Here is a 23,575-nt window from a genome sequence, read left to right as displayed (position 1 = left end):
ATGTCCGAGAACGACAGCATCGCCGGAATCCACAAGGTCACCGTGGTCGGGGGAGGCGTCATCGGTGCCTCCTGGGCGGCGCTGTTCCTGGCCCGCGGCCTGTCCGTCACCGTCAGCGACCCGCAGCCCGGCGTCGACGAGGCCGTGCGCACGTACGTCGCGCAGGCCACACCCGCGTTGAAGGCGCTCGGGCTGGACACCTCGGCGCTCACCGCGCGGCTGTCCTTCGAGCCGGACCTGGCCACCGCCGTCCGCGAGGCGGACCTGGTGCAGGAGAACGGCCCGGAGCGGCTGGAGGTCAAGCACGAGATGTGGCACACCATCGAGAGCAACGCACCGGCCGGCGCCCTGTTCGCCACCTCCACCTCGGGCATCCCCGCCACCGAGATCGCCACCGCGCTCAGGGACCCGGCCCGGCTCGTCGTCGGGCACCCCTTCAACCCGCCGCATCTGGTGCCGCTGGTGGAGGTCGTTCCCGGCGAGCGGACCTCGGCGGAGACGGTCGAACGCGCCCGCGCCTTCTACCGCGGCCTCGGCAAGCAGCCGCAGGTCCTGCGCAAGGAGGTGCCCGGCTTCGTCGCCAACCGGCTGCAGTCGGCGATCTTCCGCGAGTGCGTGCATCTGGTGAGCGAGGGCGTCGTCACCATGCAGGAACTCGACGACATCGTCACCTCGTCCATCGGCCAGCGCTGGGCCGTCGCCGGGCCCTTCCGCTCCTTCCACCTGGCCGGCGGGGAGGGCGGACTGACCCACTTCATGGACCATCTGGGCATCGGCATGGAGCGGCGCTGGGCCGACATGGTCCAGGAGAAGGTGGCCTTCGACGAGCCCACCAGGCAGCTGCTGACCGAGCAGGTCAAGGACTTCGGCGGCACCGTCGACGAACTCGCCGCCGAGCGCGACCGCCGGCAGATCGTCCTGCTGCGGGCCCTGGGCGAGACCTTCGACGCCTGAGCCGCACCCGCCCTCACCGCCGGGCATCCCCCCACACCACGGAGACCGCAGAACCCATGAGCGCCGAAGAACTCACCGACCGCATCCAGCAGACCCTCGCCAACCCGTCCACCACGGACGACGGCTTCGACATCCACCAGGCCCTGCGCGAGGTCCTCGCCTCGGTCGGCCTCCACCCCGAGGACAGCGGCGGAGAGATCACCTTCATCGGTGCCGACCCCATCGTGCCCAGCATCATGCGCCTGGGCGCCGTCCCCGCCCTGGGCATGACCGCCAAGTCCGTCGCCCTGGCGGCCCTGTGGCGCCGGCGCACCGGCGAGGGCCAGGACATCACCATGGACCTGCGCAAGGCCCCGCACCGGTTGTGCCCCTTCTACGACAAGAAGTGGGAGCTGCTCAACGGCTACCCCGGCGGCACGCCCTCGGACCCGGCCAACCCGCTCGGTTTCGACTTCTACCAGACGCGCGACGACCGCTGGGTCATGCCGCTCAACCCCTACCCGAAGATCAAGAACGCCGTCTACAAGCTGCTCCGCACCTGGCCGGAGAAGCAGGCCGTCGCGGACGCCGTCTCCAAGTGGAACGCCGCCGACCTGGAGCAGGCGGGCGACGAGATCGGCGTGGTGATGCCCATGCTGCGCACCACCGAGGAGTTTCTCCGCGAGCCCGCCTACGAGTACATCGCGCAGCAGCCGCTGATCAAGATCGAGAAGATCGCCGACAGCGAGCCCGAACCCCTGTCCGCCGCGGCCGCCCAGCCGCTCTCCGGCGTGCGCGCTCTGGGCATGGGCCACATCATCGCCGGCGCCGGAGTCGGCCGGGACCTGGCCCAGCACGGTGCCGACGTGCTGAACATCTGGCGGCCGAACGAGTTGGAGCACGACTCCACCTACAACACCGCCAACGTCGGCGTCCGTTCGACCACCATCGACCCCTACGGCGCCGAGGGACAGGCCAGGATCCGCGAACTCCTGAGCGGAGCCGACGTCTTCTACGCCAACCGCCGCCCCGGCTACCTGGAGAAGATCGGCCTCGGCGCCGAGGAGGCCGCGGCCGTCCGGCCCGGCATCATCCACGTCGGCATCACCCTCGCCGGTGAGACCGGCCCCTGGGCCCACCGCGTCGGCTTCGACCAGACCGCCGGCGCGCTCAGCGGCATCATGCTCATGGAGGGCGAGGACGGCATCGCGGCCCGTCCGACCAGCACACCGGCCCTGCCGTACATCAGCGTCGTCAACGACTACGTTCTCTCCTGGCTGGCCACCACCGGCGTGCTCGCCGCGCTGATGCGCCGTGCCACCGACGGCGGCAGCTACCGCGTCACCCTCAACCTCACCCGCATCGCCACCTGGATCCTCAGCCTCGGCGTCTTCGACCGCGCCTACGCCCACGCGACCGCCCTCGACCCCGCCCCCGGATCCCCGCACGCCTACCTCGACCCCGAGACCTTCAGTGCCGACACCCCCTGCGGCCACTACCAGGGCGTCACCGACCAGATCGTCATGACCCGCACCCCCGGCCACTTCCGCGACATCCTCCTCCCCCGCGGCAGCAGCGCCCCCCTGTGGCTCCCCCAGCACAGCTGAACACGCAGCACCCTCGCCCACGAGCAGCGACCACCGCGGAGGGGTCACCCCTGTCAACGTGGAACACCGGCACCCCGCCGGTGGTGAGAGCGGTCAGCGGCGCAGGCCGGGTCCGCACCCGTCACGCCGGCCACGCGGTCAGCAGATCGCCGGGGCCGTACGCGGCATCGAGCCCCGGACAGTCGACCCCGCCGCGCGAGACCGCCACCACCGGAACAGGTTCGTCGGTGAGGGCGGCCCGGTGTCGATGGAGAGCTGCCAGGTCGTGCCGGTCGAAGGGCGACCGTTCCAGCCACTTGACGGAGCCTGCGAAGAGCAGCTCCTTGGCAATGGGGGCACGGTCCGCCCCGACGATGTCGATCTCGACGTCGTTGGGACACTAACAACGACGTTACTAACACAGACGTTAGTAATGGCATGCGCCCAGCCACCGCTCGCGATCGCGATCAACGCTTTCGTTGTCCAGATGGATCGAGGAGGCGGTCGGCGCTCTCGCCCCGGAGCACGGAAAAGAACCAGGGGCCCGACCTCAAAGAGTCGAACCCCTCGCTACACATCGAGTCGGCAAGGTCCTCCTCACTGGATGCGCTCACGCACTCCGCGCTCGTCGGCACGTGATCCGCACATCAGCATCGAAGGGCCATACCACGCTATGGTTGATGTATGGCTACCAAGAAGGTGACTATCACTCTCGACGAATCCCTGGTCGAAGCCCTGGCCGGAGCCGCCGAGGAAGAAGGCATCCCACTCTCCCGCCTCGTCGCCGGAGCAGCCGAACGCGAGCTGCGCCTGCGGGCCGGCCGCGCCGTCATCCAGGAGTGGCAGGCAGAACACGGCGCCTTCACCCCAGAAGAGCTCGCCGCCGCCCGCGCGGACCTGGCCGCCGCCGACGCCGAGTACCTCAGCAGCCCGGGAGCCTCGGCCGCGTGAACATCCCCTACCTGTACGACGCCGGGGTACTCATCGCCATCGACAACGACGACCGACGCATGTGGGCCCGCCACAGCCTGGCGCTGGACGACGGACGCGACATCCACATCCCGTCCGTCGCCGTCAGCCAGGCATGGCGGGACTCCCGCCGCCAGGTCAGACTCGGCAAGTTCCTCGCCGGGTGCCACGTCGTACCCGTCGGCCTCGAAACCGCCAAAACCGCAGGCATCCTCTGCGGCAAGGCCGGCACCTCCGACATCGTCGACGCCACCGTCGTGACCATGGCAGCCAGCCTCGGCGCCATCATCTGGACCTCGGACCCTGACGACATCCGCGCCCTCATCGACGCCCAGGACATCAAACCTGCCCCTGTCATCCGCACCGTCTGACCATCGATGATCTCCGGCGGCCAGCCCCTGCGGGCCCAGCTGTCGCAGGTGTGGAGATAGACGCGGCTACCTGATCGCGTAAGGGTGGACGGGCAGCGCCAGGAAGGGGCCCACCCTCAGGTGGACCCCTTCTGACCTGCACTTTCCGATATCCCAGAAAGAATTTTAATTTCAATTAAACATTGAACCGGAACTCGACGACGTCCCCGTCCCGCATGACGTAGTCCTTGCCCTCCATGCGGGCCTTGCCCTTCGCGCGGGCCTCGGCCACCGAGCCGGTTTCGACCAGGTCGGTGAAGGAGATGACCTCGGCCTTGATGAAGCCCTTCTGGAAGTCGGTGTGGATCACGCCGGCCGCCTCGGGGGCCGTCGCGCCCTTCTTGATCGTCCAGGCGCGGGACTCCTTGGGGCCGGCCGTGAGGTAGGTCTGCAGGCCGAGGGTGTTGAAGCCGACGCGGGCCAGGGTGGCGAGGCCGGGCTCCTCGGCGCCGACCGACTCCAGCAGCTCCAGGGCGTCCTCCTCGTCGAGCTCGGCGAGGTCCTGCTCCAGCTTGGCGTTGAGGAAGATCGCCTCGGCCGGGGCGACCAGGGCGCGCTGCTCGGCCTTGAAGGTGTCGTCGGTCAGCTCGTCCTCGTCGACGTTGAAGACGTAGAGGAAGGGCTTGGCGGTGAGGAGGTGCAGGTCGTGGAGGAGCTCGGCGCGGTCCGAGCCCTGGACGATGCCCTGGGAGAACAGCGTGTCGCCCTTCTCCAGGATCTCCTTGGCCTCCTCGACGGCCTTGACCTTGGGCGCCACGTCCTTCTTGATCCGCGACTCCTTCTGGAGGCGCGGCAGGACCTTCTCGATCGTCTGGAGGTCGGCGAGGATCAGCTCGGTGTTGATCGTCTCGATGTCGTCCTTCGGCGAGACCTTGCCGTCGACATGCACGACGTTCTCGTCCTTGAAGGCACGGATGACCTGGCAGATCGCGTCGGACTCACGGATGTTCGCGAGGAACTTGTTGCCCAGGCCCTCGCCCTCGGAGGCGCCCTTCACGATGCCCGCGATGTCGACGAAGTCGACGGTCGCCGGGAGGATCCGCTGCGAGGAGAAGATCTCGGACAGCTTGGCCAGCCGGGCGTCGGGGACGCCGACCACACCCACGTTGGGCTCGATCGTGGCGAACGGGTAGTTGGCCGCCAGCACGTCGTTCTTGGTCAGGGCGTTGAACAGGGTCGACTTGCCGACATTGGGCAGGCCGACGATTCCGATCGTGAGCGACACGTTGCGACTTCCCGTAGTGAGTGGGTGAGTGAGCCGGAGGCTGCCAGTGCCGGCGGGCCGGCCGATCCACCAGTTTACGGGGTTCGGAGCCCCTGGCCGGTGGCCGCGTCGAACACCTGGACAAGCTCCGCTCTTCGGCTTGGTTTCGGCGTGTCTGGGCTGCGACTTGGCACATTAACCGACCTAAGTTGGTCCGGTGGAGCATCACAGGACCCGTCCCCGACAGCACGGACAGCGCCGTGGCGCCCCCCGCCCACCCCTGCCGCCGCAGGCCGGACGGCGGCCGGCGACGGCCGAGCGCCGGCCGGCCCCGGGAAGGTCCGGTACGGCGGCGGCCGGCCCCGGGCGACCGCCGGGCCCACGGCTCACCGGACTCGGCGGCGGCCTGTTCTGCGGGGCCGCGATGTTCCTGCTGGGCTTCCTGGACGCCCAGCTGTTCGGGGCGTCCCTGACGGTGTACGGCGTACTGTCCCTGCCGGTGTGCGCGCTGACCGCGCTGTGGGTGCGCGGGAGCGATCTGCTGACCGCCCCCGTCATCGTCCCGATCGCCTTCGCCGCCGGCCTGCTGACCGTCGCCGACGACGGCGGCGGCGGGTTCCTGGGCGGTGTGATGGGCCTGGTGACGGCCCTGTCCACGCAGGCCGGCTGGCTCTACGGCGGCACGCTGGTCGCCGGGGTGATCGTCATCGTCCGCCGGATCCGGCTGATCCGGAGCCGGCTCGGAGGCTGACCCCCCGGCTGTGTCCGGCTGTCCCCGCCTGTCTCCGGCTGTCCCCGGTTGTGTCCGGCTGTCCCCGCCTGTCTCCGGCTGTCCCCGGTTGTGTCCGGCTGTCCCCGCCTGTCTCCGGCTGTCCCCGGTTGTGTCCGGCTGTACCCGGCTGTGTCCGGCTGTCCCCGCCTGTCTCCGGCTGCCCGCGGCTACTTGGCGTGGTGCGCCGCACGCATCGCCGCGCCCACGATCCCCGCGTTGTTCTGCAGCTGTGCCGGCACGATCTCGGCCTTGATGCCCTTGATGAGGGGCAGGAACTTGTCGGCCTTGCGGCTCACCCCGCCGCCGATGACGAACAGCTCCGGAGTGAACAGCATCTCGACATGGGCGAGGTACTTGGTGACCCGGTGCGCCCAGTGCTCCCAGCTGAGGTCGTTGTCCTCCTTGGCCTTGCTGGAGGCCTTCTTCTCGGCGTCGTGGCCGTCCAGCTCCAGGTGGCCCAGCTCGGTGTTGGGGACCAGCTCGCCGTCGATGAACAGGGCGCTGCCGATGCCGGTGCCGAAGGTGAGCAGGATGACCACGCCCTTGCGGTCCCGGCCGGCGCCGAACTGCATCTCGGCCACGCCCGCCGCGTCCGCGTCGTTGACCACGGTCACCGGCAGGCCGCCGAGCCGCTCGCTGAACAGCGTGCGCGCGTCGGTGTCGATCCAGCTCTTGTCGACGTTCGCCGCGGTACGGATATGTGTGCCGTCGCTGATCACTCCGGGGAAGGTGAGCCCGACCGGGCCGGTCCACCCGAAGTGGTCGATGACCTGCTTGACCCCGTCGGCGACGCTGTCGGGCGTCGCCGGATGCGGGGTGAGCACCTTGCAGCGCTCCTGGGCCAGGTCGCCCTTGTCCAGGTCCACAGGAGCGCCCTTGATCCCTGAACCACCGATGTCCACACCGAAGATCTGCATGGCTCCACGTTACGTCGTACGACTGACAGTCACGACGCCGGACGGCCGCCGGTCACACCGTCGTACGAGCGCCGTTCAGGCCCCGGTGCCGCTGCCGCCGCGCTCGGCGACCAGGGCGGCCGCCTCTTCGCGCAGGTCACGGCGGAGTTCCTTGGGCAGCGAGAAGGTGATGGACTCCTCGGCCGCCTTGACGATCTCCACATCGCCGTAGCCGCGTTCGGCGAGCCACGCCAGGACCTCCTCGACCAGCACCTCCGGGACGGAGGCGCCGGAGGTGACGCCGACCGTGGTCACCCCGTCCAGCCAGGCCTCGTCGATCTCGGCGGCGAAGTCGACCAGGTAGGCCGCGCGGGAGCCGGCCAGCTTGGCGACCTCCACGAGCCGCTTGGAGTTGGAGGAGTTGCGGGAGCCGACCACGATGACCAGTTCGGCCTCGGCGCCCATCTGCTTCACGGCGAGCTGACGGTTCTGGGTGGCGTAGCAGATGTCGTCGCTCGGCGGGGAGATCAGCTGCGGGAACTTCTCCTTCAGCGCGTCGACCGTCTCCATGGTCTCGTCGACGGAGAGCGTGGTCTGGGAGAGCCAGACGACCTTGGACTCGTCGCGGACCTCGACCTTCGCCACGTCCGCCGGGCCGTCGACGAGCTGGATGTGGTCGGGGGCCTCGCCGGAGGTGCCGATGACCTCCTCGTGGCCCTCGTGGCCGATCAGGAGGATGTCGTAGTCGTCGCCTGCGAAGCGGACGGCTTCCTTGTGCACCTTGGTGACGAGCGGGCAGGTCGCGTCGATGGAGGCCAGGCGGCCGCGCTCGGCCTCCTCGTGGACGACGGGGGCGACGCCGTGCGCGGAGAACATCACGATGTTCCCCGGCGGGACCTCCTCGGTCCGCTCGACGAAGATCGCGCCCTTCTTCTCCAGGGTCTGCACGACGTACTTGTTGTGGACGATCTCGTGCCGGACATAGATCGGGGCCCCGTACTGTTCCAGGGCCTTCTCGACGGCGATCACGGCGCGGTCCACACCCGCGCAGTAGCCACGGGGGGCGGCGAGCAGGACACGGCGGCCAGGCGAAGCAGTCATGGCACCCATCGTAAGGCCGCGTTCGGGGGGCCGAAGATCGCGTCCCGGTGACGATCCCGGGGAGACCGACGGGAACCCAAGCCGGGTGCGACACACACCCGCGGGAGGCACCGACGTCCGAGACCGGCACGACGACGGCGCCCCCGCCTGAGGCGGACGAACGGCACCGGTTGCGGCGCAGGTGGTGGGGGCGGTGTGGTTGGCGGTGTGGTTGGCGGTGGGAATGATCGTGGGGTGATGGTGGGGGTCGCGCAGCGGCGGGCCGCGTGACGAAGACTTGTCGGTGGGCGCCGTTACTCTCGGCGCATGGCTTTGAACACGTCTGTCGAAGCGCCTGTGCCTGTCGGCGAGGTCTCCCGGTTGATCGGTGGGTGGATCGACCGGCTCGGTGCCGTGTGGGTCGAGGGGCAGATCACCCAGCTCTCCCGGCGGCCGGGAGCGGGGGTGGTGTTTCTGACGCTGCGGGATCCGTCGTACGACATCTCGATCGGCGTCACCTGCTACCGGCAGGTGTTCGACGCCGTCGCCGATGTCGTCGGTGAGGGCGCCCGGGTCGTGGTCCACGCGAAGCCGGAGTGGTACGCGCCGCGTGGGCAGCTGTCGTTGCGGGCGGCCGAGATAAGGCCGGTCGGGGTCGGGGAGCTGCTGGCGCGGCTGGAGGCGCTCAAGAAGGCGCTGGCCGCCGAGGGGCTGTTCGCCGCCGAACGGAAGAAGCCGCTGCCGTTCCTGCCGCAGCTGATCGGGCTGGTGTGCGGGCGGGCCTCGGCCGCCGAGCGGGATGTCCTGGAGAACGCCCGGCACCGGTGGCCGGCGGTGCGGTTCGAGGTGCGGAACGTGCCGGTGCAGGGCGTGCACGCCGTGCCGCAGGTCGTGCAGGCCGTGAAGGAGCTCGACGCGCTCCAGGACGTCGACGTGATCATCGTGGCTCGCGGTGGTGGCAGCGTGGAGGATCTGCTGCCGTTCTCCGACGAGCAGTTGGTGCGGGCCGTCGCCGGGTGCCGTACGCCCGTCGTGTCCGCGATCGGGCACGAGCCCGACAACCCGCTGCTCGACTTCGTCGCCGACCTGCGCGCCTCCACCCCCACCGACGCCGCCAAGAAGGTCGTACCGGACGTCGGCGAGGAGCTGGAGCGGGTGCGGATGCTGCGGGACCGGGCCCGGCGGTGTGTCGACGGGCTGGTGGGGCGGGAGGAGCGGGGGCTGGCGCATGCCCTGGCGCGGCCCGTCATGGAGGATCCGCACCGGATGGTCGACGAGCGGGCCGATCATGTCGGCTCGCTGGTGGACCGGTCGCGGCGGACCCTCGGGCATCTGCTCGACCGTGCCGACTCCGAGCTGACGCACACGCACGCGCGCGTGGTGGCGCTCTCCCCCGCCGCCACGCTGAAGCGCGGTTACGCCGTGCTGCAGAAGGACGACGGCCATGTGGTGCGGGGCAGCGCGGAGGTCGAGCGGGGCGAGGCGCTGCGGGCGCGGGTCGCCGAGGGGGAGTTCACGGTGCGGGTGGACGGCTGAGGTGCCGCACGGGTCGTACGAGTCGCTGGGGAAGTCGATGGGGAAGGTGAACGCATGAGCGGCAAGACGGAAGAGACGCTCTCCTACGAGCAGGCGCGCGACGAGTTGATCGAGGTCGTACGGCGGCTGGAGGCAGGCGGGACGAGCCTTGAGGAGTCCCTCGCGCTCTGGGAGCGCGGCGAGGAGCTGGCCCGGGTGTGCCGGCGATGGCTGGAGGGGGCGCGGGCCCGGCTGGACGCGGCGCTGGCCGAGGAGGAAGAGGGCGCCCAGGGGGACGCGGAGGGGGAGTGAGCGGGGCGGTGTGAGCGGGGCGGCGTGAGCGGGGCGGCGTCTGTGAGGCGGATCACTCGGCCCCGGCCTTGTTGAAGGTTGAACCTTCTCGGCGTATGGTCGTGCCGTCAGCCTATCCGGACCGCGGTCCGGATTCGACGGATCGCGATCTCCAGGAAGTTCGAAACCATGTCTCTTGTTCTTGACCCCACCGCCCAGGACCTGCTGTTCCGCGAGGCCCGCACCGCCAACACCTTCACCGACGAGCCGGTGTCCGACGAGCAGGTCCAGGCCATCTACGACCTGGTCAAGTACGGCCCGACCTCCATGAACCAGTCGCCCCTCCGGGTGGTCCTGGTCCGCTCCCCCGAGGCCCGCGAGCGCCTGGTGCAGCACATGGCCGAGGGCAACCAGAAGAAGACCGCCGCCGCCCCGCTGGTCGCGATCCTCGCCGCGGACAACGAGTTCCACGAGGAGCTGCCGCAGCTCTTCCCGCACTTCCCGCAGGCCAAGGACGCCGTCTTCGGCGACCGCGCGGTGCGCGAGGGCAGCGCCGCCCTGAACGCCGCCCTCCAGGCCGCGTACTTCATCATCGGCGTCCGCGCCGCCGGCCTCGCCGCCGGCCCGATGGGCGGTTACGACGCCGCGGGCGTCCAGAAGGAGTTCCTGGACGACGACCACACCCCGGTGATGGTCGTCAACATCGGCAAGCCGGGCCAGGACGCCTGGTTCCCGCGCTCCCCGCGCCTGGCGTACGACGACGTCGTCACGACCGTCTGAGCCACCCCGCACACGTGAGAGGCCCCCGGCAACGGGGGCCTCTCACGTGTCAGAACGGGCGGGTCGGGACGGTCGGTGCCGTACGGGTTGACGGCTGTTGCTTCGGTTGTAGGTCACAGTCGGCCATAGGGTCCCCCATATGAGTGAGAAGCCTGACGATTGGATCTCTGCGGGTAGGGCGGCCAGGCGGTTGGGGGTTTCGACTCGGACCCTGCGCCGTTACACCCTTGAGGGGGTGTTGGAGGACCGCCGTTCGCCTGGTGGGCGTCGGGTCTTCCGTGTAGGCGATCTGGATGCGTTGTCCCGGAAGCGGGGGCAGCCGGTGCTGGTGCCGGCGGGGGGTGTGGTGCTCTACGGGCGCGTGTCCTCGCACCGGCAGCGGGCCGAAGGGGACTTGGACCGGCAGATGACCACGCTGCGGGAGGCAGCCGGAGGGCGGACCGTGGTCGGGGAGTTTACGGATGTGGCCTCGGGGCTGTCGGACAAGCGCAAGGGTCTGCGCCGAGCGCTGCGGGCGTGTCAGGGCGATGCGGTGACGGTGTTGCTGGTGTCGCATGAGGAGCGACTGGCGCGTTTCGGGACGTCGCTGCTGGCGGAGGTGGTGCTTCCATCGTGGGGGTGTTCCCTGGAGATCGCGGGCGGGGATGAGGAGTTGGACGGCGCCGGGGATGGTGATCTGGTGCGGGACATGCTGGCGGTGGTCACCTCGTTCTCCGGCCGGTTGTACGGGGCCCGCTCGGTGCGGGCACGGGCACTCACCAAGGCGGTCAAGTCCACTGTCGGGGAAGCCGATTTGTAGGCCACTATCGGTCATGTGTAGTGTCATGGTGACGAGTTGGAGGGAGGTCGGCCGGTGGCGCGCAAGCGAACAGGGAAGCGCGAGTTACGCACCCTGGCCGCCCCGTTCACCGTCGCCGCGCCCACGGGCGCGCGTATCCGGGACCGCCTGCGCCTGCCCGCTGCTGATGCGGAAGTCCTGCATCTGGTCGGCCGGCATCTCGGGCATCACGCCCGCACGGATCTCGCCACGCGTGTACGCCTGGGCGACGTGAAGACGAGGGACAACCAGCGCGCCGGGCGTAAGCGGGCGCTGACGGCGGTGTCGTCGTCACGGTGGGCGGGCGCGATCACCCGCGCGTCCGAGGACCAATACCAGCTTGCCAAGCGGGCCCTGTATGACGAGCGGGCCAGCCTGCGCCGCGCTGTCCGCAGCATCACCGCGCGCCTCGCCGTCGCATGCGGCGAACGCGTGGGCGGGGTGCGCGGCTACCCGACGCGGGCCGAGCGTTTCCAGAAGCAGCGCCGGATGCAGGGCCTCACGGCCCGGCTCGCCGTCGTCGAGCAGCGGATCGGGGATGGCCGCCCGAGCATCTCGGCCGGCGGACGTCGCCTCGCCAGGGCCCGGCACAACCTCGCTGAAGGGCAGCTCACCGAGCACGAGTGGCATCGGCGGTGGGATGCGCAGCGCATGTTCCTGACCGCCGACGGCGAGAGCGGCGCCCCGGGCGGGAACTACACCATCACCGTCGACCCCGATGACGGATCGGTCACGCTCGTCCTGCCCGAACCTCTGCGGCATCTGGCCAACGCTCCCCGCGGCCGGTACAAGCCGGCCTGCGCCGTCGCCTTCTCCCACCGCCGTGAGGAATGGCACGACCGGGTGTCCGCGCACCGGGCCGTGCGCTACGACATCGCTTACGATCCGGCCCGCGGCCGCTGGTACCTGGATGCGTCCTGGTCCACCGACACCGCCGCCCTTCCCACCCCGGAAGAAATCCGCGCCCTCGGTGAGAAGACGCTCGGCGTCGATCTGAACGCCGATCATCTCGCCGCGTACGTCCTGGACCCGCACGGCAACCCGGCCGGGCAGCCGATCACCATCGCCCTGGACCTGACCGGGACCGCTTCCCGGCGGGACGGACGCCTGCGCGCAGCGATCAGCGAACTCCTCGCCATCGCGAAACAGCACAACTGCGCCGCGATCATGATCGAGAACCTCGGCTTCGACGACGCACGCGCCACCGGCCGCGAGACCATGGGCCGCGGCAAACGCGGAAACACGTTCCGGCGCACCGGCATCCCCACCGCCCGCTTCCGCGAACGGCTGCGCGGCATGGCCTTCCACACCGGACTCGTCGTGATCGCGGTCGATCCCGCCTACACCTCCCGCTGGGGCGCCCAGCACTGGCAAAAGCCCCTCCTGCAACAGACCAGAACAACTTCCGTCACCCGGCATCACGGTGCCGCCGTGGCGATCGGCAGGCGAGGCCTGGGACACAGGATCCGGCGTCGGCCAGGTGTGACCACCGCTCACCAGAGGATGAGCGCGCGGAGAGCTACCGGCCAGACCGTATCCATTCCCAGGCCACGCGGGACCGCGAGCCCACCCAGGACCACAGGCACCCCAAACGGAGGGGACAAGACCTGGCGGAACCGAAGTGACCAGCTCACGCTGTTCCCCGACCCTCAAGACCGTTTGGAGGGTCACCGGATCACCGATCCGGTTTACGGTAGTCCGGCCAACACTGGCCAACTCCGCGAGTAACGGTCAGGACATCTTCAGTGCCGCGGCCATCTCCGTCAGCCGGGTGAACGAGGCCGTGCCGGCCACCACCGTCGTGGAGCCGGGGGTGTTCTCCAGCACCAGCGCGTCGTAGCGGCCGCCGGTGTAGTGCGTCCAGGTGCGGTCGCCGATCTTCTCGGTCGTCTTCGTGGCCGTCGCGCCCTGGCTCGCGTCGGTGAGGAAGTCCGCGACGGGCTTCTGAGTCGACTGCTCGATCTGGACGTACTGACCGTCGGGGGTCTGGTAGCCGAGGTGCCAGCGGTCGCCGGCCTCGCCCTGGAAGCGGACCGAGGTGGCCTTCCAGGCGCTGGGCAGGCCCTCCGGCGCGGCCACCGGGTAGGTCGCCGCGCGCCGAGCCGTCAGCAGCTCGACCCGGTAGTCGACCCGCTGGATGTCGGGAGGGTGATCGTCGTGGGGGACGAGCAGGTAGATGAAGCCCGCCGCGAGGCCGATCAGGGCCAGGGAGAGGATCATGTCCCGGACCGTCTTCTGCTTGCCGTTCGTGCCTGCCACGTCCCCTATCGTCGCAGGTGCCCGCTGCGCTCATCCGTGGGGTCCCCTGCTCATTTTGTCAGCCTGGCGATAGAGTCGACGGGAACCCTCATCCGGCCGTCGTCGTATCAGAAAGGTGCGCTCCGATGACCGAGCATCATCACTTGCCGTCCGAACTCGATGTCCCCTCCGAGGCCCCCGACCGCAACCTCGCCCTGGAACTCGTCCGGGTGACCGAAGCCGCCGCGATGGCCGCCGGTCGCTGGGTGGGCCGCGGCGACAAGAACGGCGCCGACGGCGCCGCGGTACGCGCGATGCGCACCCTCGTCTCCACCGTCTCGATGAACGGCGTGGTCGTCATCGGGGAGGGCGAGAAGGACGAGGCCCCGATGCTCTTCAACGGGGAACGCATCGGTGACGGGACCGGTCCCGAGGTCGACATCGCCGTCGACCCGATCGACGGGACCACACTGACCGCGAAGGGCATGCCCAACGCGATCGCCGTGCTGGCCGCGGCCGAGCGCGGCGCCATGTTCGACCCGTCCGCCGTCTTCTACATGGACAAACTGGTCACCGGCCCGGATGCGGCGGACTTCGTCGACATCAACGCGCCGGTCGCGGTCAACATCCGGCGGGTCGCCAAGGCGAAGCGGGCCACGCCGGAGGACGTGACCGTCGTCATCCTCGACCGGCCGCGGCACGAAGGGATCATCAAGGAGATCCGCGAGGCCGGCGCCCGCATCAAGCTGATCTCCGACGGTGACGTCGCCGGCTCGATCTACGCGCTGCGCGAGGGCACGGGCGTCGACATGCTGCTCGGCATCGGCGGTACGCCCGAGGGCATCATCTCCGCGTGCGCCGTGAAGTGCCTGGGCGGGACCATCCAGGGCAAGCTGTGGCCCAAGGACGACGAGGAGCGGCAGCGGGCCATCGCCGCCGGGCACGATCTGGACCGGGTGCTGACGACCGAGGACCTGGTGACCGGGGAGAACGTGTTCTTCGTCGCCACCGGGATCACCGACGGTGAGCTGCTGCGCGGCGTGCGGTACCGGTCGGAGACCGCGCTGACCGAGTCCATCGTGATGCGGTCGAAGTCGGGGACGGTGCGGCGGATCGACTCCGAGCATCGGCTGCGCAAGCTGCGGGCGTACAGCGCGGTCGATTTCGACCGGGCCAAGTAACGCCCACCGGGAGGGGCCGTGGGTGCGTCGGCGGCCGCGGGTGCGTGGTGGCTTGTCGCGCCCACGCGGCGACAGCCGGGCATCGATACGGCCCCGCGCCCCTGACCGGTGCTGACCTCCGGGGCGTTGCGAAGCGCCCCGGGCAGTTCGAAAGGCGCCCTCTGTGCGGAGAGGGCGCCTTTTCTCTAGCCCGCCTGTGCTATCCGGTTCGTCGCCGCCGCTCGTGCCGCCTTCTTCAGTTCCATGTCGCGGCGCCTGCGCCTGGCCAGGACCACGCGGCGTTCCGCTGCGGTGAGACCGCCCCAGACGCCGTACGGCTCGGGCTGGAGCAGCGCGTGTTCGCGGCACTCGACCATCACCGGACAGCGGGCGCAGACCCGTTTGGCCGCCTCCTCCCGGGACAGCCGGGCGGCGGTTGGTTCCTTGGAGGGTGCGAAGAACAGGCCTGCTTCGTCGCGCCGGCACACCGCCTCGGTGTGCCAGGGTGCGTCTTGGTCCCTGTCCTGCACTGGCACCCGCTGGGCCGGAACGGCAGCTACCTGCAGGGACGAATGCGGCGGTTGCAGCACGGGTCTACTCCTGACGACGGCTTCGCGAGCGAGAGACGATGCAGCAAGGCCTACCCGCTGTGCGCGGGCCTATGCACAGCGTCCTCAACAGCCGTGGCACGGCGGCCTGTTCACGACTCCGGGCGCCGCTCGTCGAGGAGTGATTCGCGTCCGTCAACGGTCCAGGTGTTTGCGCAACTTCCTGTCGACCTTGTCCTGAACCCGGTCCAGGATGTCCTCGATGAACTTCCCGCGCTTCGGCCGCGCCTCCACATTGCCGAGCACGGCCCACCCCTCGACGTAGACGACCGGCGCGTCCGAGTCGACCGAATCCAGCGTGTCCGCCTCGAAGTTGCCCAGCACACCGCCGCCGGTGCCACGCAGCGACACGTTCTCCGGGACACGGATCTGGACGTCGCCGAAGATCGAGAACGCCTTGATGACGACCTGCTGGTACTCGAAGATCGCCTCGGTGAGGTCGAGCTCGATGGAGCCGAAGACCGCGTACGCGTGCAGTCGGCGGCCCGCCCGCCAGCGGCCCCGGCGGCGGGCACTGCTGAAGACGGCCACGACGTTGCTGTCCGGCTCGACGGGGATCGCGCCGGGCGTCGGCCGGGGCGGGACCGGTGTGTAGGCCGACGCGGCCGGGCCGGCGTGGGCCGCCGGCAGGTCCCGTATGAAGACCTCCAGCTCGCCCACCGTCTTGGCGCTCAGCACGCCTTCCACGCGCTCGGCGTGCTCGTCGGCGGTCAGGCGCCCCTCCGCGAGGGCCTCCCGCAGGATGTCGGCGATGCGGTCACGGTCGGCGTCCGAGGCGCGCAGCTCGGCGACCGGCGTGCCGGCGCGCTCCTGAGGGGTCTGCTTCTGAAGGTCCACGGCAGCAGAGTACCGAAACGCGATAGATCGCGACTAGGGGTGTGGACAACCTCGGGCGTGTCGAACTGAGCCTTACCTCACAAGCCCCGCGTCAGAGCCAGGTTCTACGCTGGAGAGCGCTCGCCGGCGTCGGCGGGCGGCCGTCCGCCAGAGTGAGGAATGGGCTGAGATGCCTGAGTTCGCGTATACCGATCTGCTCCCCCAGGGCGAGGACACCACCCCGTACCGGCTGGTGACCTCGGAGGGCGTGTCCACCGTCGAGGGGCCGGACGGGCGGACGTTCCTCAAGGTGGAGCCGGAGGCGCTGCGCAAGCTGGCCGAAGAGGCGATCCACGACATCCAGCACTACCTGCGGCCCGCCCACCTCGCCCAGCTCCGGCGGATCATCGACGACCCGGAGGCGTCGGCCAACGACAAGTTCGTCGCGCTCGACCTGCTGAAGAACGCGAACATCGCGGCGGCCGGCGTGCTGCCCATGTGCCAGGACACCGGCACGGCGATCGTCATGGGCAAGCGCGGACAGAACGTGCTGACCGAGGGCGGCGACGAGGCGGCGCTGAGCCGCGGCATCTACGACGCGTACCTGAACCTGAACCTGCGGTACTCGCAGATGGCTCCGCTCACCATGTGGGAGGAGAAGAACACCGGCTCCAACCTCCCCGCCCAGGTCGAGCTGTACGCGACCGACGGCGGCGCCTACAAGTTCCTCTTCATGGCCAAGGGCGGCGGCTCGGCCAACAAGTCGTTCCTCTACCAGGAGACGAAGGCGGTCCTCAACGAGGCCTCCATGATGAAGTTCCTGGAGGAGAAGATCCGCTCGCTCGGTACGGCCGCCTGCCCGCCGTACCACCTGGCGATCGTCGTCGGCGGCACGAGCGCCGAGTACGCGCTGAAGACCGCGAAGTACGCCTCCGCGCACTACCTGGACGAGATCCCGGCGGAGGGCTCCGAGCTCGGCCACGGCTTCCGGGACAAGGACCTGGAGCAGAAGGTCTTCGAGCTGACGCAGAAGATCGGGATCGGCGCGCAGTTCGGCGGCAAGTACTTCTGCCACGACGTGCGCGTGGTCCGGCTGCCCCGGCACGGCGCCTCCTGCCCGGTCGCCATCGCGGTCTCCTGCTCCGCGGACCGGCAGGCCGTCGCGAAGATCACCGCCGAGGGCGTCTTCCTGGAGCAGCTGGAGACGGACCCGGCACGGTTCCTCCCGGAGACGACGGACGAGCACCTGGACGAGTCGTCCGACGTGGTGAGGATCGACCTGAACCAGCCGATGGACACGATCCTCGCCGAGCTGACCAGGTACCCGGTCAAGACGCGGCTCTCCCTCACCGGTCCGCTGGTCGTCGCCCGTGACATCGCGCACGCGAAGATCAAGGAGCGGCTCGACGCGGGCGAGGAGATGCCGCAGTACCTGAAGGACCACCCGGTGTACTACGCCGGTCCGGCGAAGACCCCCGAGGGGTACGCCTCCGGTTCCTTCGGTCCTACGACGGCCGGTCGCATGGACTCCTACGTGGAGCAGTTCCAGGCCGCCGGCGGCTCCAAGGTGATGCTCGCCAAGGGCAACCGCAGCAAACAGGTCACCGACGCGTGCGACGCGCACGGCGGCTTCTACCTCGGCTCCATCGGCGGCCCGGCCGCGCGGCTCGCCCAGGACTGCATCAAGAAGGTCGAGGTCGTCGAGTACGAGGAGCTCGGCATGGAGGCCGTCTGGAAGATCGAGGTCGAGGACTTCCCGGCGTTCGTCGTCGTCGACGACAAGGGCAACGACTTCTTCCAGGACCCGGCGCCGGCTTTGACGTTCACGTCGATCCCGGTGCGGGGACCCGGCCTGGCGTAGTTCCTCGACTGCGGCGGGGGCGCTTCTCACCCCCGCCGCCCCTGCCCGTCCCCTCCCCGGGGGCTCCGCCCCTTCGCCCCCGTTGGGGCTCCGCCCCAGACCCGATCGGCCCGCAGGGCTCGTCCTCAGACGCCGGACGGGCTGCGTGGTACCGCCCGACGCACAAGTCGAACGACTTCTCTCAGGACCTGGCGCCTCGGCCGGACGGGTCAGTGGGGCATGCAGCCGAACCAGTTCAGCCGGTCGCCGTCCTTGGTGTAGCCCATGCACCTGATGGTCGTGTCGTGCTCCGTCTCGGTCCGCTCGACCGGTCCGTTCAGATACTCCGTCTTGTGGTGGGGCTCCACGAGGGTGTCGACCTCGACGCGGTACCAGCGTTGATCGCCGGACGGCACGCTGCAGCCGCGGCCGGACACGTTGCGGCTGGGATCGCCACTCCAGACCGGCCGTTCGGCGCGGTCGCAGTGGGCGCGGTGGGCGCGGCCGGACGCGTCCGCGGTGCCGGCTCCCGTGCCCAGCAGGGTCGCCGCGCCTATGGACACCGCCGCGATGGCGCCGAGCAGACCCTTGGGAGTGAAGTTCATCGATCGGTCCTCCTGCCAGCCGTGGTGAGGGCGGGGAATCGCCTGTCACCTTGGGCAGATAGTCACATTTATCCGTGATGTCCGTCCTGGCGGCAGCGGACGCAGTCCCCCGACCCGGTGACGTCGGTGGTGCCAATGCAGCAGGCCGAGGTCTCCCCGTGCCCCGTGCGGCCCGCGGTCCGGAACAACCGCGGCGCCCCGATCGCTGATAACGGCATGAGCGACTACCGCATCGAACACGACTCCATGGGCGAGGTCCGCGTCCCCGTCCACGCCAAGTGGCGGGCCCAGACGCAGCGGGCCGTCGAGAACTTCCCGGTCTCCGGGCAGCGGATCGAGCGCGCGCACATCGAGGCGCTGGCCCGGATCAAGGGCGCGGCGGCCAGGGTGAACGCCGAGCTGGGGGTGGTCGACAAGGACATGGCCCAGGCGATCCAGGAGGCCGCCGGGGAGGTCGCCGACGGGAAGTGGGACGACCAGTTCCCGGTGGACGTGTTCCAGACGGGGTCGGGGACCTCGTCGAACATGAACACCAACGAGGTCATCGCGACGCTGGCGACCGAGCGGCTCGGGCGGGAAGTGCATCCGAACGACCACGTGAACGCCTCGCAGTCGTCGAACGACGTGTTTCCGTCGTCCATCCACATCGCCGCCACCGCCGCCGTCACGCGGGACCTCATCCCGGCCCTCGAGCATCTCGCGGCGTCGCTGGAGCGCAAGTCCGACGAGTTCGCCGATGTGGTGAAGTCCGGGCGGACGCATCTGATGGACGCCACTCCGGTGACCCTGGGGCAGGAGTTCGGCGGGTACGCGGCGCAGGTGCGGTACGGCGTGGAGCGGCTGCGGGCCTCGCTGCCCCGGCTGGCCGAACTGCCGCTCGGGGGGACGGCGGTGGGTACCGGGATCAACACCCCGCCCGGGTTCTCGGCCGCGGTGATCGAGGAGGTCGCGCGGGTCACCGGGCTGCCGTTCACCGAGGCGCGCAACCACTTCGAGGCGCAGGGCGCGCGGGACGGGATCGTGGAGACCAGCGGACAGCTGCGGACCGTCGCGGTCGGCCTGACGAAGATCGCCAACGATCTGCGCTGGATGGCCTCGGGGCCGCGGACCGGGCTGGCCGAGATCGCGCTGCCGGATCTGCAGCCGGGGTCCTCGATCATGCCGGGGAAGGTCAACCCGGTGGTCCCGGAGGCCGTGCTGATGGTGTCCGCGCAGGTCATCGGGAACGACCAGGCGATCGCCGTGGCCGGTGCGGCCGGGAACTTCGAGCTGAACGTGATGCTTCCGGTCATCGGCAAGAACGTGCTCGAGTCCGTCCGGCTGCTCGCCAACGTCTCGCGGCTGCTCGCCGACCGGACCGTGGACGGGATCACCGCGCACCGGGAGCGGGCCCGGGAGTACGCCGAGTCGTCGCCCTCCGTGGTGACGCCGCTCAACAAGTACATCGGGTACGAGGAGGCCGCCAAGGTGGCCAAGAAGGCGCTGGCGGAACGTAAGACGATCCGCCAGGTCGTCATCGAGGGCGGGTATGTCGAGAAGGGTGATCTGACCGTCGAGCAGCTGGACGAGGCGCTGGATGTCCTGCGGATGACACGACCGTAACCGCGTGCGAACGTTTCGCGCCGCCCGGCCAGAACCGTGACGTCCGCCGCAGCGTCGTATGCCTATGGCACCTAATATCTGTGCATGGCAGACGGTGGAGCGGTGAGACGCGTGATGCGCGGGGAAACGGGCGGTGCGACCGGTCATCAAGCCGGGTTCTGGGCTCCGGGGAGCCAGATCCTGTGGCGGTACCGGGAGAACGCCGGGGACGGTTTCCACATCGCGCGTCCCGTCACCGTCGTCCGGGACGACGAGGAGTTGCTGGCCGTCTGGCTGGCCCCCGGCACCGAGTGCGTCAGGCCCGTGTTCGCCGACGGCACGTCGGTCGGCGAGGAGCCGCTGGAGTCCCGGTACACCAAGCCGCGGACCGTGCGGCGGGGCCACTGGTTCGGCACCGGGGTGCTGAAGCTGGCCCGGCCCGGTCAGCCGTGGTCGGTGTGGCTGTTCTGGGAGCCGGGCTGGCAGTTCAAGAACTGGTACGTCAATCTTGAGCAGCCGCTGGTCCGTTGGGACGGCGGAGTGGACTCGGAGGATCACTTCCTGGACATCTCCGTTCATCCGGACCGGAGTTGGCGCTGGCTGGACGAGGACGAGTTCGCCCAGGCGCAGCGGGACGGCCTGATGGGCGCGGAGACGGCCGAACGGGTGCGGGCGGCGGGTCTGGCCGCGGTGACCGCCGTACGGGCCTGGGAGGCGCCGTTCTCGGACGGCTGGCAGCACTGGCGCCCGGACCCGTCCTGGGCGGTACCGTCGCTGCCGGACGACTGGGACCGTACGCCCGCGCACGTGTCCACATGAGACCCTTGATGCGCCCCCGGTGCACAACCGTAGGATCGTCCTCCGCAAGGGCGCGCTGAGCACAACTCCCGGAGCGCGATCCGGGCTTGACCGAACGTCACCGAGGGGCGGCAGGACGTGAGCGAGGGGTACGAGGGCAGCACCGGCGAACGGGGCGCGGGCCGTAGATCGTTCGCCGGTGACACAGGAACAGCCTCCAGCCACGCCGGAATTCCGTTCCTGGGACACGTAATCCGGGTATCGGAGTTTCGGCGGGACCACCTGCGCGCCCGGCGCGCAGCCCCGGACGGACGGATTCGACACGCGTGACGGAGCACCCCACCTCCTACGAGCGCCCACAGCCAGGCGCCGACCCCGCGCAGACCCGCGGGGCGCTCCTGCGTACCCCGCAACCGCAGCCGCAGCCGCAGGCACCGCCCCGTCCGCTCGGCGCCACCGCCTTATCGGCACAGGCCCGCGCGGGCGAGACGCCCTCCGGCCCTGGTACCAGCACGTCCAAGGAGCATGCCGTCAACGGCCCCGAGCACGCCCAGCCCACCAGCGCTGAGCCCGATCCACACCGGCCTCGCCCCACCCCGGAGGGCATTCCGCCGCAGCCCGGCGCCGAGCAGGAGCGGGTGGCGGGCGCGGGCGCCCAGGAGCGCCGTACCGGACGCGGGCTGCCGCCCGGCCGGCCGATGCCGATGCGGCGGGACGGCGACCGGCTGCGCTTCGTGGGCGCCGCGACCCGGCGGATCGCCCGGGGCATCGACCTGGACGAGATCGTGATGGGGCTGTGCCGGGCGACCGTGCCGACCTTCTCGGACGCGATCCTGGTCTATCTGCGCGACCCGCTGCCGGTCGGTGACGAGCGGCCCGTCGGCCCGGTGGTGCTGCGGCTGCGCCGCACCGACCGGATCCCGGAGGAGCGGGACACCGACGGTTTCCCGCCGCTGCCCGTCCCGGAACCGGAACCGGCCGACATCGGCCTGGCCGCGCTGACCGCGGAGCTGTGCGAGGTACGGCCGGGCGGTGCCCTCAACGAGGTGCTGCGGGGCGTACGACCGGTTTTCGCCGACTCCCCCGCCGCGCGCGCCGCGCTGCCCGAACTCCTCGGCGAGGGCGCCGATTCCCTCGTACCCGGCGGACAGCACGCGATCCTCGCCCCGCTGCGCGGCCGGCGCCGGGTGATCGGCGCGGCCCTGTTCCTGCGCCGCCCGGAGCGGCTCGCCTTCGAGACGGACGACCTGCTGGTCGCCGCCCAGTTGGCCACGCACAGCGCGCTCGGCATCGACAAGGCGGTGCTGTACGGCCGGGAGGCCTACATCGCCGACGAGTTGCAGCGGACCATGCTGCCGGAGCACCTGCCGAGCGCCACGGGCGTGCGGCTGGCCTCGCGCTATCTGCCGGCCGCGGAGACCGCGCGGGTGGGCGGTGACTGGTACGACGCGATTCCGCTGCCGGGCAGCCGGGTGGCGCTGGTCGTGGGCGATGTCATGGGGCACTCGATGACCTCGGCCGCCATCATGGGGCAGCTGCGGACCACCGCGCAGACGCTGGCGGGGCTGGACCTGCCGCCGCAGGAGGTCCTGCACCATCTCGACGAGCAGGCCCAGCGGCTGGGCACCGACCGGATGGCGACCTGCCTGTACGCGGTCTACGACCCGGTGTCGCACCGCATCACCATCGCCAACGCGGGCCATCCGCCGCCGGTGCTGCTGCATCTGGGCGGGCGGGCCGAGGTGCTGCGGGTGCCGGCGGGGGCGCCGATCGGGGTCGGCGGGGTCGACTTCGAGGCGGTCGAGCTGGACGCGCCCGCCGGGGCGACCCTGCTGCTGTACACCGACGGGCTGGTGGAGTCCCGGCTGCGGGACGTGTGGACCGGGATAGAGCAGCTGCGGGAGAAGCTCGCCGCGACCGCGCAGCTGACCGGGCCGGATCATCCGCCGCCCCTCGAAGCGCTGTGCGACGAGGTGCTCGACATGCTCGGCCCCGGTGACCGGGACGACGACATCGCGCTGCTCGCGGCCCGGTTCGACGGGATCGCGCCGAGCGATGTGGCGTACTGGTTCCTGGAGCCGGAGGACGCGGCGCCGGGGCGGGCCCGGCGGCTGGCCCGGCGGGCGCTGGCGCGCTGGGGCCTGGAGGAACTGTCCGACTCCGTCGAGCTGCTGGTCAGCGAGGTCGTGACCAACGCGGTGCGGTACGCGACGCGGCCGGTGACGTTGCGGTTGCTGCGGACCGATGTGCTGCGCTGCGAAGTCGGCGACGACGTGCCGCAGTTGCCGCGGCTGCGGCAGGCCCGGGCGACGGACGAGGGCGGCCGGGGTCTGTACCTCGTCAACAGACTGGCCAGACGGTGGGGAGCGACCCGGCTGAGCACCGGAAAGGTCGTCTGGTTCGAGCTCAACCGATAGCCCCGCAGGCCGAAGGCCGACGGGGAACCGCGGGCCGGTGGGGGCTGCTCACGCCCACCCGGCGGAGCCACACGCCAGACACCGCCCCACACCCCTCACAGGGCACTGCCGCCCGAGCCGGTCACGCCCACACGGCGGAGCCCCATGTCAGACAAAGCCCCGCGCCCCTCACAGGGCACTGCCGCCCGAGCCGGTCACGCCCACACGGCGGAGCCCCATGTCAGACAAAGCCCCGCGCCCCTCACAGGGCACTGCCGCC

22 protein-coding genes and 1 pseudogene are annotated in these 23,575 nt (G+C 70.4%); 15 read left to right on the top strand and 8 right to left on the bottom strand.

From position 1 onward, the window contains the following. Both AB0D59_RS24860 and AB0D59_RS24855 read left to right on the top strand, forming a co-directional pair. Positions 1-954 (top strand): 3-hydroxyacyl-CoA dehydrogenase NAD-binding domain-containing protein, encoded by a 954-nt coding sequence (locus AB0D59_RS24860; protein ID WP_362569225.1) that lies wholly within the window; start codon positions 1-3, stop codon positions 952-954. 56 nt (positions 955-1,010) lie between these two features. Then, positions 1,011-2,540, top strand: coding sequence for a CoA transferase (locus tag AB0D59_RS24855; RefSeq protein ID WP_362569222.1), 1,530 nt, complete (start codon positions 1,011-1,013; stop codon positions 2,538-2,540). Between the two features lie 121 nt (positions 2,541-2,661). On the opposite strand, the pseudogene AB0D59_RS24850 reads toward AB0D59_RS24855, so the two are convergent. Continuing rightward, a pseudogene (locus AB0D59_RS24850) lies at positions 2,662-2,913 on the bottom strand (ATP-binding protein); the annotation flags it as partial. A gap of 290 nt (positions 2,914-3,203) precedes the next feature. Here AB0D59_RS24850 and AB0D59_RS24845 point away from each other — a divergent pair. Next, positions 3,204-3,470: a hypothetical protein gene (locus AB0D59_RS24845; protein ID WP_152370712.1), complete on the top strand. Its 267-nt coding sequence runs from the start codon at positions 3,204-3,206 to the stop codon at positions 3,468-3,470. Beyond that, complete coding sequence (locus tag AB0D59_RS24840) at positions 3,467-3,859, top strand: PIN domain-containing protein (protein WP_362569218.1); 393 nt, start codon at positions 3,467-3,469, stop codon at positions 3,857-3,859. Before AB0D59_RS24845 ends, AB0D59_RS24840 begins: the two co-directional genes overlap by 4 nt. A gap of 175 nt (positions 3,860-4,034) precedes the next feature. Here the strand turns inward: AB0D59_RS24840 and ychF are convergent, their stop codons facing one another. Next, on the bottom strand, positions 4,035-5,123 hold the full coding sequence (gene ychF / locus AB0D59_RS24835) for a redox-regulated ATPase YchF (protein ID WP_362569215.1): 1,089 nt from the start codon (positions 5,121-5,123) through the stop codon (positions 4,035-4,037). 196 nt (positions 5,124-5,319) lie between these two features. On the opposite strand from ychF, the gene AB0D59_RS24830 reads away from it, so the two are divergent. Beyond that, on the top strand, positions 5,320-5,853 hold the full coding sequence (locus tag AB0D59_RS24830) for a DUF6542 domain-containing protein (protein WP_362569212.1): 534 nt from the start codon (positions 5,320-5,322) through the stop codon (positions 5,851-5,853). A gap of 188 nt (positions 5,854-6,041) precedes the next feature. On the opposite strand, the gene ppgK is transcribed toward AB0D59_RS24830, so the two are convergent. Together ppgK and AB0D59_RS24820 are read right to left on the bottom strand one after the other, a co-directional pair. Then, positions 6,042-6,791, bottom strand: coding sequence for a polyphosphate--glucose phosphotransferase (gene ppgK / locus AB0D59_RS24825; protein ID WP_362569209.1), 750 nt, complete (start codon positions 6,789-6,791; stop codon positions 6,042-6,044). A 75-nt stretch (positions 6,792-6,866) separates the two neighbouring features. Next, positions 6,867-7,880 (bottom strand): 4-hydroxy-3-methylbut-2-enyl diphosphate reductase, encoded by a 1,014-nt coding sequence (locus AB0D59_RS24820; RefSeq protein WP_362569206.1) that lies wholly within the window; start codon positions 7,878-7,880, stop codon positions 6,867-6,869. A gap of 297 nt (positions 7,881-8,177) precedes the next feature. Here AB0D59_RS24820 and xseA point away from each other — a divergent pair, with 297 nt between their 5' ends. From xseA to AB0D59_RS24795, 5 genes are all read left to right on the top strand, one after another. Then, positions 8,178-9,386 carry an exodeoxyribonuclease VII large subunit gene (gene xseA, locus AB0D59_RS24815; protein ID WP_362569203.1) on the top strand — a complete coding sequence of 403 codons (1,209 nt, stop codon included), beginning with the start codon at positions 8,178-8,180 and terminating at the stop codon, positions 9,384-9,386. 54 nt (positions 9,387-9,440) lie between these two features. Next, positions 9,441-9,677 (top strand): exodeoxyribonuclease VII small subunit, encoded by a 237-nt coding sequence (locus tag AB0D59_RS24810; protein ID WP_362569200.1) that lies wholly within the window; start codon positions 9,441-9,443, stop codon positions 9,675-9,677. 168 nt (positions 9,678-9,845) lie between these two features. Beyond that, the gene (locus tag AB0D59_RS24805) at positions 9,846-10,436 is read left to right on the top strand and encodes a malonic semialdehyde reductase (protein ID WP_362569197.1); all 591 of its coding nucleotides are present in this window, start codon (positions 9,846-9,848) and stop codon (positions 10,434-10,436) included. 139 nt (positions 10,437-10,575) lie between these two features. Next, positions 10,576-11,235, top strand: coding sequence for an IS607 family transposase (locus AB0D59_RS24800; RefSeq protein ID WP_362569194.1), 660 nt, complete (start codon positions 10,576-10,578; stop codon positions 11,233-11,235). Positions 11,236-11,289: 54 nt separating this feature from the next. After that, positions 11,290-12,981 (top strand): hypothetical protein, encoded by a 1,692-nt coding sequence (locus tag AB0D59_RS24795; RefSeq protein ID WP_362569191.1) that lies wholly within the window; start codon positions 11,290-11,292, stop codon positions 12,979-12,981. A 3-nt stretch (positions 12,982-12,984) separates the two neighbouring features. On the opposite strand, the gene AB0D59_RS24790 is transcribed toward AB0D59_RS24795, so the two are convergent. Continuing rightward, positions 12,985-13,512, bottom strand: a complete 528-nt coding sequence (locus tag AB0D59_RS24790; RefSeq protein ID WP_362569188.1) for a DUF4245 domain-containing protein — start codon at positions 13,510-13,512, stop codon at positions 12,985-12,987. 125 nt (positions 13,513-13,637) lie between these two features. Here AB0D59_RS24790 and glpX point away from each other — a divergent pair, with 125 nt between their 5' ends. After that, positions 13,638-14,672 (top strand): class II fructose-bisphosphatase, encoded by a 1,035-nt coding sequence (glpX, locus tag AB0D59_RS24785; RefSeq protein WP_362569185.1) that lies wholly within the window; start codon positions 13,638-13,640, stop codon positions 14,670-14,672. A 185-nt stretch (positions 14,673-14,857) separates the two neighbouring features. Here glpX and AB0D59_RS24780 read toward each other — a convergent pair whose 3' ends face one another. Together AB0D59_RS24780 and AB0D59_RS24775 are read right to left on the bottom strand one after the other, a co-directional pair. Further along, positions 14,858-15,241, bottom strand: a complete 384-nt coding sequence (locus tag AB0D59_RS24780) for a WhiB family transcriptional regulator (RefSeq protein ID WP_362569182.1) — start codon at positions 15,239-15,241, stop codon at positions 14,858-14,860. A 153-nt stretch (positions 15,242-15,394) separates the two neighbouring features. Next, complete coding sequence (locus AB0D59_RS24775; RefSeq protein ID WP_362569179.1) at positions 15,395-16,096, bottom strand: DUF1707 domain-containing protein; 702 nt, start codon at positions 16,094-16,096, stop codon at positions 15,395-15,397. A 169-nt stretch (positions 16,097-16,265) separates the two neighbouring features. On the opposite strand from AB0D59_RS24775, the gene AB0D59_RS24770 reads away from it, so the two are divergent. Next, complete coding sequence (locus AB0D59_RS24770) at positions 16,266-17,936, top strand: fumarate hydratase (protein WP_362569176.1); 1,671 nt, start codon at positions 16,266-16,268, stop codon at positions 17,934-17,936. A gap of 209 nt (positions 17,937-18,145) precedes the next feature. Here AB0D59_RS24770 and AB0D59_RS24765 read toward each other — a convergent pair whose 3' ends face one another. Next, the gene (locus AB0D59_RS24765) at positions 18,146-18,520 is read right to left on the bottom strand and encodes a hypothetical protein (protein WP_362569173.1); all 375 of its coding nucleotides are present in this window, start codon (positions 18,518-18,520) and stop codon (positions 18,146-18,148) included. A 216-nt stretch (positions 18,521-18,736) separates the two neighbouring features. On the opposite strand from AB0D59_RS24765, the gene AB0D59_RS24760 reads away from it, so the two are divergent. The 3 genes from AB0D59_RS24760 (at position 18,737) to AB0D59_RS24750 (ending at position 23,316) form a co-directional block, all read left to right on the top strand. Then, positions 18,737-20,122, top strand: a complete 1,386-nt coding sequence (locus AB0D59_RS24760; protein WP_362569170.1) for a class II fumarate hydratase — start codon at positions 18,737-18,739, stop codon at positions 20,120-20,122. A 114-nt stretch (positions 20,123-20,236) separates the two neighbouring features. Next, a complete protein-coding gene (locus AB0D59_RS24755) occupies positions 20,237-20,920 on the top strand; it encodes a DUF402 domain-containing protein (protein WP_362569764.1) in 684 nt (227 codons plus the stop codon). A gap of 305 nt (positions 20,921-21,225) precedes the next feature. After that, entirely contained in the window at positions 21,226-23,316 is a 2,091-nt protein-coding gene (locus AB0D59_RS24750; RefSeq protein ID WP_362569167.1) for a SpoIIE family protein phosphatase, read from the top strand. The last annotated feature ends 259 nt before the right edge of the window (positions 23,317-23,575 follow it).

This window comes from Streptomyces sp. NPDC048417 (assembly GCF_040651615.1).
Taxonomy (GTDB): Bacteria; Actinomycetota; Actinomycetes; order Streptomycetales; family Streptomycetaceae; genus Streptomyces.
This window is presented reverse-complemented; position numbering and strand designations above follow the sequence as displayed.

What these genes read in the sequence shown, in the direction of transcription:
- AB0D59_RS24860 (WP_362569225.1), top strand. Translation starts at nt 1, where the DNA reads ATGTCCGAGAACGACAGCATCGCCGGAATCCACAAGGTCACCGTGGTC.
- AB0D59_RS24855 (WP_362569222.1), top strand. Translation starts at nt 1,011, where the DNA reads ATGAGCGCCGAAGAACTCACCGACCGCATCCAGCAGACCCTCGCCAAC.
- AB0D59_RS24845 (WP_152370712.1), top strand. Translation starts at nt 3,204, where the DNA reads ATGGCTACCAAGAAGGTGACTATCACTCTCGACGAATCCCTGGTCGAA.
- ppgK (WP_362569209.1), bottom strand. Translation starts at nt 6,791, where the DNA reads ATGCAGATCTTCGGTGTGGACATCGGTGGTTCAGGGATCAAGGGCGCT.
- AB0D59_RS24820 (WP_362569206.1), bottom strand. Translation starts at nt 7,880, where the DNA reads ATGGGTGCCATGACTGCTTCGCCTGGCCGCCGTGTCCTGCTCGCCGCC.
- xseA (WP_362569203.1), top strand. Translation starts at nt 8,178, where the DNA reads ATGGCTTTGAACACGTCTGTCGAAGCGCCTGTGCCTGTCGGCGAGGTC.
- AB0D59_RS24810 (WP_362569200.1), top strand. Translation starts at nt 9,441, where the DNA reads ATGAGCGGCAAGACGGAAGAGACGCTCTCCTACGAGCAGGCGCGCGAC.
- AB0D59_RS24805 (WP_362569197.1), top strand. Translation starts at nt 9,846, where the DNA reads ATGTCTCTTGTTCTTGACCCCACCGCCCAGGACCTGCTGTTCCGCGAG.
- AB0D59_RS24800 (WP_362569194.1), top strand. Translation starts at nt 10,576, where the DNA reads ATGAGTGAGAAGCCTGACGATTGGATCTCTGCGGGTAGGGCGGCCAGG.
- glpX (WP_362569185.1), top strand. Translation starts at nt 13,638, where the DNA reads ATGACCGAGCATCATCACTTGCCGTCCGAACTCGATGTCCCCTCCGAG.
- AB0D59_RS24770 (WP_362569176.1), top strand. Translation starts at nt 16,266, where the DNA reads ATGCCTGAGTTCGCGTATACCGATCTGCTCCCCCAGGGCGAGGACACC.
- AB0D59_RS24765 (WP_362569173.1), bottom strand. Translation starts at nt 18,520, where the DNA reads ATGAACTTCACTCCCAAGGGTCTGCTCGGCGCCATCGCGGCGGTGTCC.
- AB0D59_RS24760 (WP_362569170.1), top strand. Translation starts at nt 18,737, where the DNA reads ATGAGCGACTACCGCATCGAACACGACTCCATGGGCGAGGTCCGCGTC.
- AB0D59_RS24755 (WP_362569764.1), top strand. Translation starts at nt 20,237, where the DNA reads ATGCGCGGGGAAACGGGCGGTGCGACCGGTCATCAAGCCGGGTTCTGG.